General features: G+C 42.0%; 21 protein-coding genes. 8 read left to right on the top strand and 13 right to left on the bottom strand.

Annotated features, from left to right (window positions below):
* Window positions 1-22: 22 nt before the first annotated feature.
* Window positions 23-574, bottom strand: coding sequence for an RNA 2',3'-cyclic phosphodiesterase (gene thpR, locus MHH40_RS15830; protein ID WP_137055367.1), 552 nt, complete (start codon window positions 572-574; stop codon window positions 23-25).
* 94 nt (window positions 575-668) lie between these two features.
* Here thpR and cysK point away from each other — a divergent pair, with 94 nt between their 5' ends.
* Complete coding sequence (gene cysK / locus MHH40_RS15825; protein ID WP_417894794.1) at window positions 669-1,598, top strand: cysteine synthase A; 930 nt, start codon at window positions 669-671, stop codon at window positions 1,596-1,598.
* A 217-nt stretch (window positions 1,599-1,815) separates the two neighbouring features.
* On the opposite strand, the gene MHH40_RS15820 is transcribed toward cysK, so the two are convergent.
* Window positions 1,816-2,442, bottom strand: a complete 627-nt coding sequence (locus tag MHH40_RS15820; RefSeq protein ID WP_321999464.1) for a Type 1 glutamine amidotransferase-like domain-containing protein — start codon at window positions 2,440-2,442, stop codon at window positions 1,816-1,818.
* A gap of 22 nt (window positions 2,443-2,464) precedes the next feature.
* Window positions 2,465-3,865 carry a dipeptidase PepV gene (pepV, locus tag MHH40_RS15815; protein WP_003217592.1) on the bottom strand — a complete coding sequence of 467 codons (1,401 nt, stop codon included), beginning with the start codon at window positions 3,863-3,865 and terminating at the stop codon, window positions 2,465-2,467.
* A gap of 94 nt (window positions 3,866-3,959) precedes the next feature.
* On the opposite strand from pepV, the gene MHH40_RS15810 reads away from it, so the two are divergent.
* Together MHH40_RS15810 and MHH40_RS15805 are read left to right on the top strand one after the other, a co-directional pair.
* Window positions 3,960-5,258, top strand: coding sequence for an NCS2 family permease (locus MHH40_RS15810; protein WP_340901300.1), 1,299 nt, complete (start codon window positions 3,960-3,962; stop codon window positions 5,256-5,258).
* 371 nt (window positions 5,259-5,629) lie between these two features.
* Window positions 5,630-5,851: a DeoR family transcriptional regulator gene (locus MHH40_RS15805; RefSeq protein ID WP_008356419.1), complete on the top strand. Its 222-nt coding sequence runs from the start codon at window positions 5,630-5,632 to the stop codon at window positions 5,849-5,851.
* A 69-nt stretch (window positions 5,852-5,920) separates the two neighbouring features.
* Here the strand turns inward: MHH40_RS15805 and MHH40_RS15800 are convergent, their stop codons facing one another.
* Both MHH40_RS15800 and MHH40_RS15795 read right to left on the bottom strand, forming a co-directional pair.
* The gene (locus MHH40_RS15800; protein ID WP_050943540.1) at window positions 5,921-6,637 is read right to left on the bottom strand and encodes a pseudouridine synthase; all 717 of its coding nucleotides are present in this window, start codon (window positions 6,635-6,637) and stop codon (window positions 5,921-5,923) included.
* Between the two features lie 16 nt (window positions 6,638-6,653).
* On the bottom strand, window positions 6,654-8,276 hold the full coding sequence (locus MHH40_RS15795) for a putative polysaccharide biosynthesis protein (RefSeq protein WP_003217649.1): 1,623 nt from the start codon (window positions 8,274-8,276) through the stop codon (window positions 6,654-6,656).
* 175 nt (window positions 8,277-8,451) lie between these two features.
* Here MHH40_RS15795 and MHH40_RS15790 point away from each other — a divergent pair, with 175 nt between their 5' ends.
* The 4 genes from MHH40_RS15790 (at window position 8,452) to MHH40_RS15775 (ending at window position 12,441) form a co-directional block, all read left to right on the top strand.
* Entirely contained in the window at window positions 8,452-9,723 is a 1,272-nt protein-coding gene (locus MHH40_RS15790) for a BaiN/RdsA family NAD(P)/FAD-dependent oxidoreductase (RefSeq protein WP_050943539.1), read from the top strand.
* Window positions 9,720-9,917 (top strand): hypothetical protein, encoded by a 198-nt coding sequence (locus MHH40_RS15785; protein ID WP_050943538.1) that lies wholly within the window; start codon window positions 9,720-9,722, stop codon window positions 9,915-9,917. Before MHH40_RS15790 ends, MHH40_RS15785 begins: the two co-directional genes overlap by 4 nt.
* Before the next feature lie 139 nt (window positions 9,918-10,056).
* Window positions 10,057-11,589: a glycine betaine transporter OpuD gene (opuD, locus tag MHH40_RS15780; protein ID WP_050943537.1), complete on the top strand. Its 1,533-nt coding sequence runs from the start codon at window positions 10,057-10,059 to the stop codon at window positions 11,587-11,589.
* Between the two features lie 327 nt (window positions 11,590-11,916).
* Window positions 11,917-12,441 (top strand): CbrC family protein, encoded by a 525-nt coding sequence (locus MHH40_RS15775; RefSeq protein WP_050943536.1) that lies wholly within the window; start codon window positions 11,917-11,919, stop codon window positions 12,439-12,441.
* Window positions 12,442-12,470: 29 nt separating this feature from the next.
* Here the strand turns inward: MHH40_RS15775 and MHH40_RS15770 are convergent, their stop codons facing one another.
* The 7 genes from MHH40_RS15770 to MHH40_RS15740 form a co-directional block, all read right to left on the bottom strand.
* Complete coding sequence (locus MHH40_RS15770; RefSeq protein ID WP_003217582.1) at window positions 12,471-12,653, bottom strand: sporulation protein Cse60; 183 nt, start codon at window positions 12,651-12,653, stop codon at window positions 12,471-12,473.
* Between the two features lie 101 nt (window positions 12,654-12,754).
* The gene (locus tag MHH40_RS15765) at window positions 12,755-13,066 is read right to left on the bottom strand and encodes a rhodanese-like domain-containing protein (RefSeq protein WP_003217560.1); all 312 of its coding nucleotides are present in this window, start codon (window positions 13,064-13,066) and stop codon (window positions 12,755-12,757) included.
* Window positions 13,067-13,120: 54 nt separating this feature from the next.
* Complete coding sequence (locus tag MHH40_RS15760; RefSeq protein ID WP_050943535.1) at window positions 13,121-13,804, bottom strand: YesL family protein; 684 nt, start codon at window positions 13,802-13,804, stop codon at window positions 13,121-13,123.
* Window positions 13,805-13,826: 22 nt separating this feature from the next.
* A complete protein-coding gene (locus MHH40_RS15755) occupies window positions 13,827-15,119 on the bottom strand; it encodes a Gfo/Idh/MocA family protein (protein ID WP_050943534.1) in 1,293 nt (430 codons plus the stop codon).
* Between the two features lie 17 nt (window positions 15,120-15,136).
* Window positions 15,137-15,661, bottom strand: a complete 525-nt coding sequence (locus MHH40_RS15750; RefSeq protein ID WP_050943533.1) for a hypothetical protein — start codon at window positions 15,659-15,661, stop codon at window positions 15,137-15,139.
* On the bottom strand, window positions 15,658-16,770 hold the full coding sequence (locus tag MHH40_RS15745; protein ID WP_050943532.1) for a glycoside hydrolase family 88/105 protein: 1,113 nt from the start codon (window positions 16,768-16,770) through the stop codon (window positions 15,658-15,660). Before MHH40_RS15745 ends, MHH40_RS15750 begins: the two co-directional genes overlap by 4 nt.
* A gap of 18 nt (window positions 16,771-16,788) precedes the next feature.
* Window positions 16,789-17,754: an ABC transporter permease gene (locus MHH40_RS15740; protein ID WP_050943531.1), complete on the bottom strand. Its 966-nt coding sequence runs from the start codon at window positions 17,752-17,754 to the stop codon at window positions 16,789-16,791.
* Window positions 17,755-17,985: 231 nt separating this feature from the next.
* On the opposite strand from MHH40_RS15740, the gene MHH40_RS15735 reads away from it, so the two are divergent.
* The gene (locus tag MHH40_RS15735) at window positions 17,986-20,286 is read left to right on the top strand and encodes a helix-turn-helix domain-containing protein (RefSeq protein WP_050943530.1); all 2,301 of its coding nucleotides are present in this window, start codon (window positions 17,986-17,988) and stop codon (window positions 20,284-20,286) included.
* A 40-nt stretch (window positions 20,287-20,326) separates the two neighbouring features.
* Here the strand turns inward: MHH40_RS15735 and MHH40_RS15730 are convergent, their stop codons facing one another.
* Window positions 20,327-20,698 carry a winged helix-turn-helix transcriptional regulator gene (locus tag MHH40_RS15730; protein WP_003217763.1) on the bottom strand — a complete coding sequence of 124 codons (372 nt, stop codon included), beginning with the start codon at window positions 20,696-20,698 and terminating at the stop codon, window positions 20,327-20,329.
* Between the last annotated feature and the right edge of the window lie 44 nt (window positions 20,699-20,742).

Here is a 20,742-nt window from a genome sequence, read left to right as displayed (position 1 = left end):
CTGCTCACTCCAACTTTTAGAATCATTTATGTAGTGCAAATTGTTTGATTGCGTGATAACGCGGGGTTTCTCTCGGGCGTATTTCATATAGAGTCATACAAGAAACCTCTATCACGTATGGCTCTTTGCGTAAAGGCGCTTGTTCTGCAAAAGAGTGATCCGCATTCCATTTGCGCGCAATCGTCATATGCGGATGAAACGGTCTCTTTTCAACAGGATGTCCTGCTGACAATACGGCTTCTTTCACCTTTTCTCTTAATTGCATGAGTGGTTCACTTTCATCAGGTTTTGCAAAAAAGACTCTCGGGCGTTCCTTCGTGCCAAACTGTCCGACCTCATTCAGCTCTAGTGAAAATGCAGTGGCTTCCTTTGAGAGGATCTCAAGCAGCTCGATGATCTTCTTTAAGCGCTCATCTGGAATGGCACCTAAAAAGATCAAGGTCACATGATAATCATGTGGTGCTGTCCACTTTTGAAAAGACAGTCCGCTTCTTTGATCAATGTCTTTTTTGATTTGATGCGCAAGTTGTTCAGGGATGTGAACCCCAATAAAATAATGACGGTTTTCTGACACAATATCACCTGTCCTTTTATAACAAACTTTACGAATCCCCATTGATGATAGTATAACTAAAGAAATGCGGAATGAGAAGAAAGGGTGTCACATGATGAAGGTTGCACAAAATATAGCGGAGCTGATTGGCGATACACCACTTGTTCAATTACAGCGGCTTCAGCCAGACAATGCGGCAGCTGTTTATTTAAAACTGGAATCGTTTAATCCTAGCGGCAGTGTGAAGGACCGCGCTGCTTACAATATGATCGTCGAGGCTGAAAGGCAAGGAAAGCTTACAAAAGGAGCGACCATTATTGAACCGACGAGTGGAAATACAGGGATTGGTTTAGCTATGAATGCAGCAGCTAGAGGGTATCAAGCCATCCTTGTGATGCCTGATACGATGACAAAGGAACGAATCAATATTTTGAAGGCTTACGGGGCGCAGGTCGTTTTAACCCCAGGAGAAGAAAAAATGCCAGGCTGTATTCGCAAGGCAGAGGAGCTGGCAGCTCAAATTCCTCATAGCTTTATCCCGATGCAATTTGATAATAGAGCGAATCCAGATGCTCATAGAGGCACAACGGCTGTTGAAATCATGGAAGCTGTCAAACAACTTGGCAAGCCCCTTGGAGCCTTTGTCGCAACAGCAGGAACTGGCGGAACCATTACAGGCACTGGTGAGGAATTAAAGAAAGCTTTCCCTCATTTGACCATACGTGTGGCAGAGCCGAAGGGATCTCCAGTCTTATCTGGCGGGACACCTGGCAAACATAAACTTGTTGGCACAAGCCCAGGATTTATTCCCAAAATTTTAAACGAGCATGTCTATGATGAGATCGTGCAAGTAAGCGATGAAGATGCGTACAATATCACACGTCAGCTTGCCCGGCTTGAAGGAATTTTAGTTGGTCCATCCTCTGGAGCAGCCTGCTATGCTGCGATTGAAACAGCCAAGCAATTGCCGGTAGATCAAATTGTGATCTGTATGACAGCAGATACAGGCGAACGATACTTATCAAGTGATGTTTTTCAAGATTAAAAAAGGAACAGGGTCATGAATCCCTGTTCCTTTCAGATTGTTGACAAAGGGCTAAAATGATCTTGATTTTAGCCCTTTGTCTTCTTTTCAGCGTGATAGAAAACCTTTGCAGCCCTAGGAAGGACGAGCACCGGAACGGAGCGAATTTGACATTCGTGAGTACCGGCGCGCAGGACTGACACCGAATGCGAGGGTTTGTCTACATGCTGTTTCAAGGTTAGGACGATTTGTCGGACTTCACCTCAGCCTGCTCCCCTGTGATGAGTAAAGCCTGCTCATCAGTAAGCGGGCATAAATCGAGCGTCTGCTCATACTGCTCCATGATTTGCTGCGCAGCCTCGCCTAAATAGGTATTGTACATATGCGGTACCGGACAGTAGCTTATCTCATTGAATCCTTGATAAGATGAAAGCTCTGGTGCCTTCTGCCGATCATCCATCACGGAGATATATTCAATGCTTGGCGCCATGATGATACTCCCTGCGGATTCGCCAATGTACAACTTGCCTTTATTGATTTCTTCTTTTAGCACGTCATCGAGACCGTGATTTCTCAATTCCTGCAGCAAATAGAAGGTGTTGCCTCCTGATACGTACACCACATCATTTTGTTTTATCATCTTTATGATTTCTTCGGCAGACTGCTCAGCTATTTGAACGATTTCTAGCTGCATACCGAGTTGATGAAAGGCTTCTTTCGCTGCCTCCACATAGTGAGTGACTTCTTCCACAGCACTTGCTGTTGGAAAAAATGTCACACGTTTTCCTTTTAATGATTCACCCGTAAAGTCAGATAAGAGAGAATAGCTGTCTTTGAATGAAGAGCATAAGAACATTTTTTTCACTGTAAATCCCTCTTCTCTTTTTCTATTTTGCCAATTCATACATGGCTTGTGCATATAGAGCGGTTGCTCTTAGTAGATCATCGATTTCGATATATTCATCCTTCTGGTGTGCGCAATCTGGTCTGCCAGGGAAGAGAGGACCAAAGGCAACGCCTGCTTCTAAAGATCTCGCATACGTTCCTCCACCAATGGCAATCAGGTGAGCTGGATCTCCCGTTTGTTCCTCATATACCCGCTGCAATGTTTTGACAAGTGGGTGATCTTTTGAGACGTGATGCGGGGGGCTGTCATCAAATTTTAGAAGGGTAGCCCCTTTGATGCCTTCGATCCCTTTTTTAACGTCCTTGCCGTCTGCTGTCACTGGATAGCGGACATTTAATCCTAGCTTCGCTTCCTCGCTTTGTGTATAGCGGATCGTGCCAACATTCAAGGTCAAATCTCCGCTAATGTCATCTTTGCAAGCAATCCCCAGCTTTTTCCCTCTTGTATCCTGATCAAATAAAGCATTGATTTGAGAGGTAAAAGCAAGCCCGTCTTCATCTAATTCTTGTCCACATAGGAAATTGGCCATATGAATGCCCGCATTGATGCCATGCGCCGGCTCCATAGCATGAACTGATTCACCTTTTAATGTGAAATGCAGTCCATCCGCTACATTCTTTACCTCACCTGATAATTGATTGTCAGCAAGATAAGCTTCAAAAGCTGTTTTTAATGATTCAGCATCGTGTTCTTGTGCCGCTGTCACAGTGGCAGTTGCCTCATCCGGCACCATATTCAGCCGCATACCCGATGTGAATTGCTTGAGCGTATAGCGCTGATGTTGTTCTGTATGTTGATATGTAAATGACACAATGGCATCAATGATCCCTTTTTCAGCATGAATAATCGGAAAATCAGCATCTGGTGCAAATCCAATTTGCGGCATCGCCTCGTGCTTGAAATAATGGTCCACACAGCGCCAATCACTTTCTTCATCTGTTCCAATGATCATTCGAATCTTTTTTGACAGCTTCATCCCTGTATCTTTTAACATCTTCAGTGCGTAGAAAGCCGCCATGGTTGGCCCTTTATCATCAATGGCGCCTCGTGCAAATATTTTATTTTCTCTTATGTCCGCTGAAAATGGCGGGGTTGTCCAACCGTCACCAGCAGGCACAACGTCCACATGGCATAGCACACCTACAATGTCTTCGCCTTCTCCATATTCAATATGACCAGCATAGCCATCCACATTCTTGACTGTGAATCCTTCGTCTTCCCCTTTTTTCAGCATATACTGAAGGGCCTGATCGACTTTTTCACCAAATGGCTTTCCTTCTTTTCCACCTTCTTCATCAAGGACACTTTCAATTTGTAAAAAAGATTGTGTGTCCTCAATCAAATCGTCTTTTTTTCGTATGACTTCAGCTTCCCAATTCATTTTTCCATTCCTCCTTGAAAAAAGGTTGCAATCCACCCTTAAAACGAATATTATATTAATTGTTTTGTAATAATGTTCGTAAATGGAGGATTTTATGTTTCAGTTAAAAGAAAACCAAACCAACATAAAGAGAGAATTAATCGCTGGTATGACGACATTCTTTACTATGGTATATATTGTTGCCGTTAACCCAGGAATTCTTTCAAAAGCAGGCATTCCTTTTGACCAAGTCTTTACTGCAACAATTATCGCTGCTGTCGTCGGTACACTCTGGATGGCACTATTTGCAAACTACCCGATTGCGATTGCACCAGGCATGGGGCTGAATGTCTATTTCACCTTTACAGTTGTCGGTGGTGGCGGCATCAGCTATCAAACAGCGTTCAGTGCGGTATTTGTTGCTGGAATACTCTTTATTATTTTATCGTTAACATCCCTTAGAAAACAACTGATTCAAGCCATTCCAGATAATTTAAAATACGGCATTACAGCCGGAATCGGGCTTTTTATTGCATTTATCGGCCTCCGTCAGTCTGGGATTATCGCAGCTGACCCGGAAAATTTAGTGAAGCTTGGCAACTTAAGCTCGCCTGTTGTCATTTTAACGCTTGTCGGCTTAATGATCTCTGTTATTTTAATGGTACTTCAAGTAAATGGCGCTCTGTTTATCGGCATGTTAGCGACGACACTGATTGCGGTCGTAACAGGCCAGCTTCATTTTCCGAAAATGCTGATGGACATCCCTGCACTACCAGAAGGCATGCTGATTACAAACCCATTCGCTGCCTTCGGCGATGTATTCTCTCATCATTTATACGCTGTCGTCTTCTCCTTCTTACTAGTGACGATTTTTGATACAACGGGCACAATGATCGGAGTGGCCGAACAAGCAGGACTCATGAAAAATGGGCAGCTGCCAAAAGTACGCAGAGCCCTGCTCGCTGATTCTGCTGCAACGACGATCGGTTCTATGTTTGGGACAAGCCCAACGACAGCTTATATTGAATCATCATCTGGGGTTGCTGCTGGCGGAAGAACCGGGCTAACGTCTTTAACGGTCGCTGCATTGTTTATTGTGGCATTGTTTTTTGGCCCGCTCATTCAAGCCATTTCTTCTTTACCATCCATCACATCACCTGTTCTCATCATTGTCGGGTGCTTGATGATGAACTCCGTGTCACGCATTCGCTGGAACGAGCTAGACGAAGCATTCCCTGCTTTTCTAGTGATCCTTTCCATGCCGCTGACATCTAGTATTTCAACCGGAATTTCACTTGGATTTATTTCATATCCACTTGTGAAACTGGCAAAAGGGAAATGGAGAGAAGTACATGTACTTGTTCTCATCTTTGCCATTTTATTTTTCATTCAGCTCTTTTTCTTAGAAGGATAACAGAAACAAAAAAGGCACATTCTAACAAGGGATGTGTCTTTTTAAGATGAGTGAATTTTTTATTTTGTAAATTTTCTGTGTTTCATTTTTGGACGTTTGAATGTGACAGTATTCTCCATACGCCTTACGCCCATTGGGTTGTAACCGAATTCAAAACATGGTATATACCATGTTTCGATTCATGAAGACAAGTTAAATAACATGTAAAGTTGACTTTTTGGTGGAACTAGATGCATAATAACGTGTATAATAGAATAAAACATTAAGAAACACGAACATTTACCATTGTTGCATGTCCTTATTTCGCAGTTTTAGTGTAGTAAGTTGTGGTTAGTCAAGTCCATCCGATCTTATTGATAGGGAGTGGTTTTTTGAAACCTTCAACAAACCGTATGATGACTCGAATAAAATCAGTCTATATGTTCATTCAAGAGAAAGGTCTTGTGACGACACAAGAGCTGGTTGATGAATTCGGGATCACACCTAGAACCATTCAAAGAGACTTAAACGTGCTTGCCTATAACGATCTTGTTCATAGTCCAAGCAGAGGCAAATGGGAAACAACGAGAAAAAAAGTAAAAATATCATCTTAAGCGTATAATGAACTGTCCATATAACAAAAAGAACCGGCGACATGCCGGTTCTTTTCTTTTGTTCTACATTTATGGTCGATTGATTAAGCTGTCTAATTCTTCGTCCGTCAATTCACGGTACTCCCCTGGCGCTAGATCTTCATCTAAAGAGATAGCCCCCATCGAGCGTCTTTTTAAAAAGATGACCTCATTTCCCACTGCTTGCGCCATCAGCTTCACTTGATGGTACTTTCCTTCAGTAATTGTTAAACGAATGCGTGTATCTTCACTTTCATTCGCATCTACTTCAACCTTTGCCGGCTTCGTGCGGTAATCATCTAAAATGACAACACCCTCTTCAAGACGCTTGATGTCTTGATCTCCTAATGGATATTTCAAATGAACCTCGTACGTTTTTGGCACATGCTTTTTTGGAGAAAGTAATTGATGAGCAAGCTGTCCATCATTTGTGAGGAGGAGAAGACCGACTGTATCCTTGTCTAGTCTCCCAACAGGAAATGGCTCCCTTGCGATATCCTCCGGCTCAAGTAAATCGACGACCGTTTCATCCCGCAAATCTTCAGTAGCTGAGATGACCCCATCTGGTTTGTTCATCATTAAGTAAATGAATTCTTTATATTCTACACGCTCCCCGTGTACGAGCACTTCATCATTCGATGGATCAACATGATCTTTCACCTGCTTCGCCAGTTCTCCATTCACGGTGACTGCCCGTGCCTTGACCAGCTTCTTTACATCTTTTCTTGAACCAAAGCCGCTGCTAGCAAGCAATTTATCAAGCCTCATGAAACTCCACCTCTTCTTAACTCTTTTTTCTTAAAAATTTGGGCATACGGCTGCCGAGTACACGCTCAAGTAATCCTACCTTATATGACAAGAACAGATACACACCGCCGCCAGTGATCATTGAAATTAAAATGACGATACCCGCGTTAATAATTCCACCTTCATACGAAATCACTTGGCTCACAAGCTGACATGTCGCATACGCCACTACAGCCATAATCGCAGTCAAAATACCAATGAGAATAAATCGTTTGAAAATCCTGCGGAACGAATAGCCGGCATGGCGCTTAATCATGATAAACATATACAAGATGGACGCACTATAGCCTAACGCAGTCGCAAGCACAGAACCATTTCCTTGCAGCCAGCTGATTAGCGGAATGTTCAGAACCGTTTTAATGATGATCCCTAACAACAGACTGACGATGGCAAATTTTTGTTTGTTAATTCCCTGCAAAATCGCTGCATTAATGGTGAATAAAGAAAACAATAACGCAACAGGTGCATACCAGAACAAAATTGACATCCCAATCTCAGGATGAACAGACGGATAGAAAAACCAATAAACCGGTCCAGCTAATGCCGAGATACCAAATGAAGCAGGCAGCACGAAAAATAATATGACCTGCATCGTCTGATCAATTTGTCTATTGAGCAGCTTGTAGTTACGAGCTGTAAATGATTCCGTAATCGTTGGAATCAAGGTTAAGCCAAACGCTGTTGCAAGGGACACAGGAATCATCACGAGCTTCGGTAAATATAACGTCACAATAGACAATACCGCTGTACTAATATCCTGATGGCCTGATGCAATCATGGCTCTGTTAATCGTGTTTGTATCTATATAAGAATAAATTGGAATCGCCAGTCCAACAAACACATACGGTGCGGCATAGCTAAATAGCTCTGTAAACATTTGCTTATAAGATAAGTCAGAGGAAGCACCTGTATTCGGTTGCATGGATAAGAGCCGATCCTTGCGCTTCAGCCAATATAAATAAAGCGTGAATAAGCCGCCAAATGCGCCGATAAGTGCTGCAAACGTAGCATATCCGACAGCGATGACAAGACCGCCGTCAAGCACTTTTAAAATAATAAACGTTGCTGTTAATAGGAAGATGATTCTGACAAGCTGCTCGATGACTTGGGAAACAGCTGTCGGTCCCATCATAGAGTGTCCTTGGAAGAACCCTCGCACGAGACTCATAATTGGTACAACCAAAAGACCTAAACTGACCATCCGAATCACATATACCACTTGGTCGACGGTCAAACCGCCTGTTTCATTTGATCCGCCAAGCTGAATTTTGGCGAAAATTGGTGCACTCAAATATAAAAGAGAAAAAGCGATAATCCCGGTGACAAGCATGACCGACATACCCGCCCTGAACATTTTTCTTGTTGTCTCATAATCGCCAATTGCATTATATTTAGAAACAAATTTTGATACCGCTGTTGGAAAACCAAGCGTAGCAATACTTAAAAAGATCGTATACTGATTGTATCCATATTGAAATAGCGCTCCACCAGTAGCTCCAACCATTGCGCTAAATGGAATTAAATAAATCATACCAAGAATACGAGAGAGATAAGTCCCTATCGTTAAAACCAAAGTACCACGAAGCAGTTTATTAGACATGCGCTTAACCACCATTTTTCTAATGAATATTCAACTCAACTATTTTACCACATCATTTCGACGCACAGGTAACAAATCCAATACAGAAGGCACAAAACCAATCAATTCATATTTCAGCCTTCCCCAATTTTCGTTATAATAGATGAATGACTGAAAGTAGAAAGAGGAATGTAACATGAAACATTATGATGTCATTGTCATTGGCGGTGGACCTTCTGGACTGATGGCCGCTATTGCATCAGCAGAGCACGGTGCAACTGTTCTGTTAATTGACAAAGGAACCAAGCTTGGCAGAAAGCTCGCCATTTCTGGCGGTGGACGCTGTAACGTCACCAATCGCCTTCCAGTAGAAGAAATCATCAAGCATATTCCCGGAAACGGCCGTTTTTTATATAGTGCATTTTCTGAGTTCAATAACGAGGATATTATTTCGTTTTTTGAAAACCTCGGCATTGAACTTAAAGAAGAAGACCATGGACGTATGTTCCCTGTCTCAAACAAAGCACAATCTGTTGTGGATGCCCTTTTAGACAGGCTCCGTAACCTCAATGTGACCATTCGAACGAATGAGAAGATTAAAACAGTTCTGTATCAAGACGGACAAGCAGCCGGAATTGTTACAAATAATGATGAAAAAATTTCAAGTAAATCCGTTGTGATTGCTGTTGGCGGAAAAAGTGTGCCGCATACTGGTTCTACTGGTGACGGCTACGCATGGGCAGAAGCCGCTGGTCATACGATTACAGAGCTCTTCCCAACAGAAGTACCGGTCACATCAGATGAACGTTTTATAAAAGAAAAAGTGCTCCAAGGGCTTTCTTTAAGAAGTGTGGCTGTCAGTGTTTTAAATAAAAAAGGAAAACCCGTCGTCACACATGTCATGGATATGATCTTTACACACTTTGGCTTATCCGGCCCAGCTGTTCTTAGATGCAGCGGATTTGTGGTGAAAGAATTGAAAAAGCAGCAGGTCGTCCGTCTGCAAATAGACTTATATCCGAAGCTTAATGACGAAGAGCTTTTCCAAAAGCTTCATCGAGACCTAAAAGATGAACCAAAAAAAGCCATTAAAAATGTCCTAAAGTCTTGGATGCAAGAACGCTATTTATTGTTTTTGTTAGAGAGGAACGGTATAGATCCGCAAGACACTTTTTCTGGTCTTGCTAAGGACAAACTGCGCGCATTCGCCCATGATTGCAAACATTTTATCGTTCATGCCAATGGTACTCTCTCGTTGGACAAAGCGTTTGTTACAGGAGGCGGCGTTTCTGTGAAAGAAATTGAACCGAAGAAAATGGCGTCTAAAAAAATGCCCGGTCTTTATTTCTGCGGAGAAATTCTAGACATTCATGGTTATACAGGCGGATACAATATCACGTCAGCACTTGTGACTGGCAGGCTTGCTGGTATGAATGCTGCACTCGAAGCAAAGGAGAGATTTTCATGATAAGACGTGCACTTCCGATTATCCTAGCAGTTGTGATTAGTTTGACAGCCGCTGTTTTCTTAAAGCTGTCCATTACCCCATTAAAAGTTGCCATTGTGTTGGCATTTACCATCTTCGCTGTTTGTTTAAAAGAATACGTTTATCGTCTTCGTAAACGTATTGAAGAAAAATCATCTTCACATATCGATAGTTGATTAATGGAAGCAAAACATGTTACGGTAAAGTAGAGGTCGAGTGAGAAGCTCGCCTCTTTTTGTTTGAAATTAGTTGAGTTAGGGGATATTAAGTAAATCCTCTGCTTAAACGTGTAGAACAACAGGAGAGTGAGATGGTGTGAAAAACGTATCAAGTGTATTTTGGATTGTGATTGCGATCACATTTGTTGCCGTCATATGGGGAGCTTTTTCTCCAGAAACACTGCAAAATGTCACAGATCAAATTCAAACATACATTACAAATGACTTTGGCTGGTATTACTTGTTAGTGGTGTCACTACTCGTCGGCTTTTGTCTATTCTTTATTTTTAGCCCAATCGGTAAGATTACGCTAGGAAAACCTGGGGAAGAGCCTGAATTCGGCTTATTTTCTTGGTTTGCGATGCTATTTAGTGCCGGTATGGGAATTGGTCTTGTTTTTTACGGAGCAGCTGAACCGATCAGCCACTATGCCATCCAGTCACCAACGGGTGATACTGAAACGGCGCAGGCATTCCGAGATTCCCTTCGATATACTTTTTTCCATTGGGGGCTTCATGCATGGGCTATTTATGCCATTGTTGCACTTTGTATTGCTTACTTTAAATTTAGAAAAGATGCACCTGGCTTAATCAGTGCAACGTTGCAGCCGGTTTTAGGAAATAAAACGAATGGATGGATCGGAAAAACCATCGATTGTATTGCGGTATTTGCAACTGTAGTTGGTGTTGCGACAAGCCTTGGATTAGGCGCGGCACAAATAAACGGTGGATTGAATTACCTGTTTCAAATTCCGAATGCTTTTAGCACACAATTGATCATTATCATGATTGTGACGGTGCTTTTCCTTGCATCTGCTCTAAGCGGGATTGGAAAAGGCATTAAATATTTAAGTAATATCAACATGGTATTAGCAGCTGTTCTGATGTTTTTCTTACTTTTGGTAGGTCCAACTGTTTTTATCTTAAATTCATTTACTGACTCAATTGGGCAATACTTATCCAACATCGTTCAAATGAGCTTCCGTCTATCTCCAAATGATCCTGAGAAGAGAGAATGGATTAATGGATGGACAATCTTTTATTGGGCATGGTGGATTTCTTGGGCACCATTTGTCGGAATCTTTATCGCAAGGGTGTCACGCGGACGAACGATTCGAGAATTTTTAGTAGGTGTCTTAGTGGCTCCTTCTATCCTAGTATTTCTATGGTTCTCGATTTTCGGTGTATCTGCGATGGATTTACAGCAAAAGAATATTGTCGATGTTGCGGGTCTATCAACAGAAACAATGCTCTTCGGTGTACTAAATGAATATCCGCTGGCGATGATCACATCGATTCTAGCACTTATTTTAATCGCTATATTCTTTATTACATCGGCTGATTCAGCTACATTTGTGCTTGGAATGCAGACAACCTATGGATCATTGAACCCTTCTGGCAGTGTCAAAGTTAGCTGGGGTATCATCCAATCTTCTGTTGCTGCCGTACTTTTATTTTCAGGGGGACTTGAAGCCCTGCAAAATACAGCCAAGCTCGCAGCCTTGCCGTTCTCCGTTGTCATTATTTTGATGATTGTCTCACTGTACAAGTCACTGAATGATGAACGAAGAGCCATCAAGCAAGCCAATAAAGTCAGTAAACCACGAAGTCCAAGAGTAAAAAAAGCATAATCTCAAGCGAAAAAGCCGTTCCTCATAAGAACGGCTTTCAGATTGTTGACAAAGGGCTAAAATGATGTTTATTTTAGCCCTTTGTCTTCTTTTCAGCGTGATAGAAAAAACCTTTGCAGTCTAGGAAGGACGAGCACCGGAACGGAGCGAATTTAACATTCGTGAGTACCGACGCGCAGGACTGACACCGAATGCGAGGGTTTGTCTACACGCTGAAAGCCGTTCCTCATAAGAACGGCTTTTTTCTATATAGACAATTTAAGATTGTTGCAAGCATGAGGATTCCTGTAAAATAATAATGAAATCATTTCTACAATGGAGGTTTATATGACGCTGCCTACATTCAAGTACAACCCAGATCCAGTTTCGTTAAACGTGATCAAAAAAGAGCCTACGACATGTCCTGTTTGTGAAAAAGATAGAGAATATGTGTATCATGGTCCATTTTATTCTGTTGAAGGTGTGAAAGGAATTTGCCCTTGGTGCATTAAAGATGGTTCAGCCGCTAAAAAATACGATGGCACCTTTCAAGACGATGCAAGTTGTGATGACGTTGAGCAAGAGGAATATATAGATGAACTGATCTTTAGAACGCCAGGTTATCGCGGCTGGCAGCAGGAATATTGGTTAAGCCATTGCGGAGATTTTTGCGCGATCGTCCAGTATGTCGGTTGGAAAGAGATAGAACATTTAGAGGAAGAGCTCACAGAAGATATCGAAGACATTTGCAGCGGCGGGGGATTAACGAAAGAAAACCTAAAACAATGGCTCGTCAACGGCGGAGATCTGCAAGGCTATCTCTTTCAATGTGTTCACTGCAACAAGCATCGTTTATATATTGACGCTAGTTAAACAAAGTAAAAGGACCCTTCAAATAGGTCCTATTTTTTATATAAAATGAGGGCAGAAAAACAGTAGAGCTGTTCTCCTCCTTGCTCACAGATCACTGCTACATTGTACTTGATGTCAATGATTTGGTCGTCATCCATTCCTTTTAAAAAAAGATTGATTTCGCTCTGCAAATCTTTTTCGTGCTCTTCATCAAATACAGCTACCTTTAGCACATATGCCACTCTCCCTTCTCTCGCTACTCTATCTTTATGCACATGAGGGCGGGCATATGAACAAAAAAAGCCTTTCATCTATGAGATGAAAGGACTTCTGTTTACAGCTTCGGTTTTGTTTCTCCTGTCCAAGCAAGCATTCCGCCAACGACATTGGTCGCTTGATAGCCTTGGTCTTCTAGGAAATAGCAGACATTTTCACTACGTTTACCAGAGCGGCAAATAATATAATACTCCTGCGTTTGATCGAATGCATCCAGTTTCTCAGGGATATCTCCCATTCGGATGTGGACAGCTTCTGGAATCATTCCTTCTGCTACTTCCTCGTCCTCACGCACATCAACAAGCTGAATGGCTTCTTCTTGCTCTAGCTTTTGTTTTAATTCTTCTATTGAGATTTCTTTTACTGACACGACGCTCATCTCTCCTTTTAATCACAGTGACACCATTATAGCAAATGAACCCCATTACTGTGTATTCACCCGCTTCGATTGCAGGAAAGACGGCAGGCGTTTCTTTACTTCGGCTGTCTGCTGCTCACTTTCAAACTCTACTTTTTTGAATACTTGATAGGCGAGCCACATATGACCATAGGCGAGTATACTCACACTAAAGAACGGCACGATTCCCGGCAAATAAGCAAAGAGAACAAACAGCAGAGCCGAGAAAACGAGCATACAGAGTGTATATTGCAAATATGAGATACCAAGCAAAAGAGAGAATTTTAGATAGAGACGTTTTTTCCAATCATAATGAGCCAGCAGCGGAAAAATATAAAACAAGCTCACAACAAAGAGAAATCCAAAGATATAAATGGCAAAACGAAGCACATGCAAAAACCAGCTCGTTGGATAAATATACGCAAGGTCAACATATATAATCGTTCCTATGATCAATAGCGCCAATCCAATCAAGTTAGAGCGTACAAACTCCTCACGGTACACCTTCCAAAAAGTCCGGAAAACGCTCACTTGCTCATGCCCTTGTATCCACTTTCTCATCACCGAAAATAACGCAGTGGTCGCAGGCATCAATCCAAAGATCCCAAGTCCCAGCATGGTGAACAGCAACCATAGCAAATTTGTATAGGCGAGTCGCATCACCCACTCACACATTCGAAGCATTCTGCTCATTGAACCATCATGATCCATCTCTTTCCCCTCCTCTCTTTTTTTATGACACCGTCTCTTTATGAAGCAACTCTTCTATGTCAATTGGGCGCTTCTCTGCAACAGACCGCCACATGCCTTCCCCAAGTGCAATTGAATAAGCACCAGCCTCTGCCCCTGCTGATATGTCATAGTAAATTAAAGGATCTTTCCCGATAAATAAATCGGCCAAAAGCAGAGGATCTCCGCCGCCATGTCCTCCTGGCTGCTTCACAACTTCAATCGTCTCTTTTGCCCCAAACATCGGATAATAAGAAATCGTCTGTTCTGGGAATTGAAAAGGAATTCTTGATGGCACATGAAACTCATTTGTTTCAATACGCCCCTTCGTCCCATTTATAGCAAGCCGGTATCCTTCGTAGGGTGCTGAGAATTGAATCGAATAGCTGAAGAGAGCCCCTTGGTCATATGCCACTGATGCCACATATGTATCCTCAATGTCAATTTCCTCATCAAAAATACAGGCGTCTGGGCGATAATTGGTGTATTGCTGCGTTTGCTCCTGACCGGATTCAATATGATCGTCCTCGACATTTGAGCGTACTACCCTCGGATTCCACCTTGCTTCATAATGACATGTATCCTTCACATGACATGTTCCGCAATACCTGTTTTCTTCCCCCTGCAAAGGATTCCAAGGACTTTTATCTCCGTAATAGTTCAGCGCCCCGTAGGCAAATACTTGCTTCGGCTTTTGATTGATCCACCAATTGACCAAATCAAAATGATGCGTCGATTTATGAATGGATAGTCCGCCAGAGAATTGCCGCGTGCGGTTCCACCTTTTGAAATAACTAGCGCCATGATACGTATCAATGAGCCAGCTCAGTTCAACAGATGTGACCCTACCAATCTTTCCTTCTAAAATGAGTTCTTTGATCTTTCGATGAAATGGATTGTAGCGATAATTGAAAGTGACTGTGACCTTTCCTTTACTTTCCTTTTCTTTTTCCATTACTTTTTTGGCGTCTTTTGCTGTTGTGACCATTGGCTTTTCAGTGATGACATCGAGATCATGGTCAAGTGCTTGCAAAATATAGGTGACATGTGTGTCATCCCTGCCTGCCACAATGACGATATCTGGCTTTGCTTCCTTCACCATTTGATCAAATGCCTCTTCATGAAAAAACGAGACGCCCCGCAGTGATGGAAAACGCTCCTGACAAAGTGTATACCGATGATGATCTATATCTAAAAGCCCTGTAATCCTGTAATGCTCATTGAAATCCTCTGTGAGCGGTTTAATAAACATATTGAACGCACGCTGACTGAGTCCGCAAATTACGACCCGTTTCACAGTCCCCACCCCTATTTCTATCGATTTTCACGAAGCTGTTTCATGAGAGACAGCGCCTCTTTAGACTTGTCTGCATAAACGGGAATAAAAGCGACCATATCTCGATGTAATCGAAAGGTATAGCCGTTTAGCTTCTTCGTGCCTTTACTAACTTGAACCGCATAATCAACCGTTTTACCTGTCCTTTGATCCTCGATCGTATATGGCCCTGCCGCTTGATCATCAATACCCATCTCTTCAAGCAGCTGAAAGCTTTCAGGATCATCATATGTTCGAAACATTTCTTCCGGGACAAGCATGATGTCCCCCTCTTTGGCGGTAATTTCAACAAGAAGCTTTTCAGGAATCGCCGGAAAGATGTGGACGCTATACGTTTCTTGTTCCGTTTGAAAAGCCTTCTCGACTAATTGATCCTTCATCCCCTTTGACATGTCAGAAAAAATCAGAACATCGATACCGTTTGTTTTCCCATGACAGGCTGACAAACAAAAGGCAGCGATAAAGCTGAGGAGCCATGCCACAGCCCTTTTTTGCCTCTTCATGCCTTTTGAAAAACAGGCAGCTTCTCTAGCTCAGTTAACGCCATAATAAAAGCGCCTGCCCCGTGTAAATCATTTGTGCTTCTTTCTCTACCGACGTAGTAATCATAAAATCCAGCGGATGTTCCGATACATATATCATTGATGGTAAGATCACCGTTTTCTGTCACAGCCGTCTTATGCTGAATTAAGCCTTGGTAAGCTTTCACCACATGATCTGTGTAGCGGGGGCTGACATACCCTTCGTTCATGGCTTTTGCCATGGCGTACATGAATAAACACGATCCAGAGCTTTCAAGCCAATTGTCGCTATGAGTACCTTTATCAATGATTTGATGCCAGAGACCTGTGTCTTGATCCTGGTACCTAGCTACACTCTCCAGCATGTCTGTCAGCGTTTCCTTCCACATCTTTCGCCCTTCATGCTGCTCTGGCAGATCCTCGATCATATCTGCTAATGCAAGGACATACCAGCCAAATGACCTTGCCCAAAACTCGGGAGAACAGCCTGTCTTTTGATCAGCCCATGGCATCACTTTTCGTTCGTCCCACGCGTGATAATACAGACCTGTTTTTTCATCTTTTGTATGCTTTCTCATGAGATACTCTTGCTGGATCACCATATCCACCAGTTCCTCTTCATCTTTCAGCTTTGCAAACTTTAAGGCAAAAGGTCCGCCCATGTAGAGACCATCCAGCCACATTTGATAAGCATAATTGTCTTTATGCCAAAATCCGCCCTCAGATGTGCGATTCAATGTGCGATAAAGCCCGCGGAGCTTCTCCGCTGCCAGCACATACCGCTTCTCTCCTGTTCGTTCATAAAGAGGGAATAAAATGAGCCCAGCTTGGATCGCATCAAGCTCATCTCTTCGAAATAACAGGTTTCCATACTCATCAATGAGCGAATCTGCGTAGCTTTTCACATAATTGAAATACGTCTCGTTCCCCGTTGACTCATATAGCTTCATCACACCGCAAAGAAAAACGCCTTGATGATAATGCCATCTTCCAGCTGGAGGTAGCTCGATTGGTGTATGCGCTTTCATAATTGTTTGTGCTAATTTCTCTGCATGCTCAAGTGGTGATCCCTTTTTAGTCGATAATGTCATTCTTTTTCATCTCCCTTTTTAGTAAATACCTTCTTCCCCAAATTTCTTCGCTAAACGGTTCGCCAGCATAACCAAAATGAGTCCAACGGCTGCTTTAAATAGACCAACAGCGGTACTATAGCTGAATTGCCCTTGCTTAAGACCAGCTGTATAAACGTACGTATCAAAGATTTCTGCTACTTCCCGGTTTGTTGCATTGAGTAATAAATAGACATGCTCAAAGCCAAGCTCTAATGTGTCACCAATTTTTAAAATAAGCAGAACGACAATCACACTTTTAATGGCAGGGAGCGTAATGTGCCACATTTGTCTCAGTCTGCCGGCTCCATCCATTTTCGCTGCTTCATATAGCTGCGGATCTACCGCTGTAATCGCCGCAAGGTAAATGATCGTCGACCAGCCTGCTTCCCGCCAGATTACTTGTAAAATGTACATCGGCCTGAACCATTCCTGACTAAGAAGGAAGTTAATCTTTTCCCCTCCAAAGAAAGCAATTAATTCATTGATTAACCCACCATCTACTGTTAACAAAACAAAGGATAAGGACACGACAATCACCCATGACATGAAGTGAGGAATGTATATCATCGTCTGCACAAATTTCTTAAACAATGCCAATCTGACCTCGTTTAAAAGCAGGGCCAATAAGATCGGAATTGGAAAGAAAATCACGACATTCATGGTAAATAAAATCAGTGTATTTTTTAATAAGATGAAAAATGTTGGTTCTGTAAACAATCGAATAAAGTGTTTGAAGCCAACCCACTCACTACCGAGAATACCGAGAAACGGCTGGTAATCTTGAAAGGCAATGATCAGCCCCCACATCGGCACATATTTAAAGACAAGAAAATAAATGAGCCCTGGCAAAATCATGACATACAAAAACTTTTGACTAAACATTTGATTAAGTAAGCGCTTTCTTCTTTCTTTTTTCAAAGCTGCCGCAGGCACACCCTTGGCAGTAACATCCTCTGTTTTCATAGATAAAGCCTCCCCTCATGCTGGTGCATGTGTTAACTGTATCTTAAGGATGAAAAATCCGTCTACAATCATATCATCAGATCATATTTACTTAGGGGAAGCTACTCAAAACGTTACATAAAACATGAGAAAATGATCCTAATCTCAGAAAATGATTATTGACAAACCTACCAAATTTTTGGATTAATAAATAAAGAGGAAAAGATTGTTCCGTTTGAAATGGGGGGTTTTATGAAAAGAAGGCAATATAAATTTTATTACAAGCTCGTCACGTTTTTTTTCATGCTTAGTACGATTCCTGTCATCATTGTCGGTATTTTTTCTTATCAGCATTCACAAAAAACAGCACTCGAAAATATCTCAAATGAAAAGCTGGACAGCGTTAAACAAACGCAATCCAATATTGAGCATATTTTAAAGACAGTTGATCACTCTCTCACTCACTATGTCAGTTCGCCGCCTCTCCTTCAAACACTGGCAGAACCTTTAAATCCAGACCAATTCCAGCTTTATAATCAAGTACAGCAGGAACTGAACTACCTGCAAACCTTTGACACCGATCTTTCCAATATTACGCTCGTCAGTAAAATGGAAGACTGGTACATGAACAATTCGGGGCTTTATCATGTCACAAGCGGGGACCAAGAGAAAGCGCTCACCTCTTACCTCAATATTCCGAGTCATTCCAGCTGGGCACTTGAAGAGAATAATCCACTTGTTGCGACAAAGGAAGGAAAGGCCTCCTTTTGCAAATACAATGTGAACTTAATCAAACAACTCCCTATGAACAGTGTCCAGAAAAAAGGGATCGCTGTCGCCAGCATTCCCAGCTGCACGATTGCTGACAATATGCCTGACTTCTCTCAATCTGACAGTATGTTTGTCATTGATACTAACGGAAAAGTGCTGTTACATAACCGCAAAGAACAAATTGGTGAATCCTTGAAAAATCAAGAGTTCGTCAAGCATGTCCTATCGCGTGAAAAACGATCAGGTCAATTTAACATGAAGATCGAGGAACTAAACTATCAAATTACGTTTCAAAAATCAGACTATAACGAATGGACGTACCTATCCTTTGTTTCCATACCAGAACTCAAGGCACAAACGAAATCAATTGGGTGGATCACCTTTATTATCTGCTTTATTTTGTTAGCGCTTTCATTGCTATTTTCATGGTTTGGGTCCAGACATTTTTATAAACCAATCCGCTTGTTATACGAGTCCTTTGCACGCAATGAATCCTTTTTGCAAAAGCAGCCTTTTCAAAATGAATTTGAGTTGATTGAGTCGAGTATTAAACAAATGAAGGATCAAAACAATGATTTAGAGGAACGTATTGAGCAGCAAGTCACGCACCTCCAGCAATACTTTATGGTGCGGCTATTGCTCGGAAAGCTGACAGAAGAAGAAATTAACAACCGGTTCCAAAGTTTAGGCTTCCCTCAGGACTGGTCTCACTTATCCATGCTTGTGACCCAAATTGATACGCTAAAAGGGACACCTTATGAAAAAAAGGATGCTGACTTACTTTTATTTGCGATCAATGGACTCATTGAGCAGATTATTCCGCAAGAGGAGCACCTTCAGCCAACAGTTGTCAATCAGCATCAAACGACGATTATCCTAAATCACTCAAAGTCAGATGAAGAGTTTACTGAATATTTAAACCAATTAGCGGAAACGACTCAGCTACGTATCGAGGAAGAGCTTGGTTTATCGATCAGCATCGGAATCAGCCGTCAGTTTCAGGAGCTCACGATGGCAAAACAGGCTTACATTGAAGGAAAAGAGGCCTTAAAATACAGACTCAAAGCAGAGAAAAAGTCCATTATCTTATATGAACATATCCAGCAAGGAAAAACGTTTAAAACTCATTTTCCAAAGCAGCTTCAACATGATTTATTTGATGCGATGAAAGCAGGTGATCAAGGCAAGGCAGATCACTATTTACATGTGCTCCTGCAATCCATTTTCTCTAAAAATGCAGGACCGCACGAGTACCATATCGCCCTCGCCCGTTTTTTAAACAATTTGATTGAGCTGATGCATTTGCTTGGCATTGAATTATTTGAGGTCGAAGACAATAAAATGCTGTATGATACGATTTTTGAATTTAAAACGTTTGAAGATACCGAAGCATGGCTGAAACATGAGATCATTCGGCCGATTATTGACCAGCTAGGTGCACGCGAGGAATCACAATACAAAAACATCTCAGAAAAGATCATCCATATCATTCATCAAGAATTCGACTCAGATCTCACATTGGATGAAATCGCCACACGCCTGCATTACAACCCAAATTATTTAAGCAGTATCTTTAGAAAGGAAATGGATATCTCCTTTAGTGAATATCTCTCATCTTACAGACACCATGTCGCCAAAAACTGGCTCGTGGAGACCGATATGTCCGTCAAAGAAATTTCGGAAAAACTGAAATATAAAAACCCGCAAAACTTCATCCGTTCCTTCAAAAAACTAGAAGGCACGACCCCTGGCAAATACCGCGACCAGAAAAAAGGCATATAAGACAAAAAGTCCCGCTCTCATAGGAGGAAGCGGGACTTTTTTATTTAAATTGTTCATTTAAAATGCTGTCTTCTAGCACTGAAAGCGGCTCTCCGTACACACGTTCAATATGAGCTGCTCCCCAATCACATAGCGCATTCAGAATTCTTTCGAGCGACTGACCGTATTCACTTAATTCATATTCCACTTTAGGCGGTACTTGCTCATACACAATCCGGTTAATCACCCCATCACTTTCAAGCTCTCTCAGCTGCTGCGTGAGCATTTTTTGTGTGATGTTTGGCATGAGTCTCTTCAATTCACTTGTGCGTTTTTTTCCATGTGTTAAATGACATAAAATCACGCACTTCCACTTCCCGCCAATGACCTCAAGGGTCGCTTCCACGGAGATATTATATTTTTTCTTTTCCATTAAATCCTCACTCCTCATTATACGAACAGGCACTTTTTAGTACC

Origin of the sequence: Bacillus sp. FSL K6-2431 (genome assembly GCF_038005165.1) — a bacterium.
GTDB classification, from domain to species: Bacteria; Bacillota; Bacilli; order Bacillales; family Bacillaceae; genus Bacillus; species Bacillus pumilus.
The sequence above is the reverse complement of the archived record's forward strand: the minus strand, read 5'-3'. Positions and strand labels throughout refer to the sequence as shown.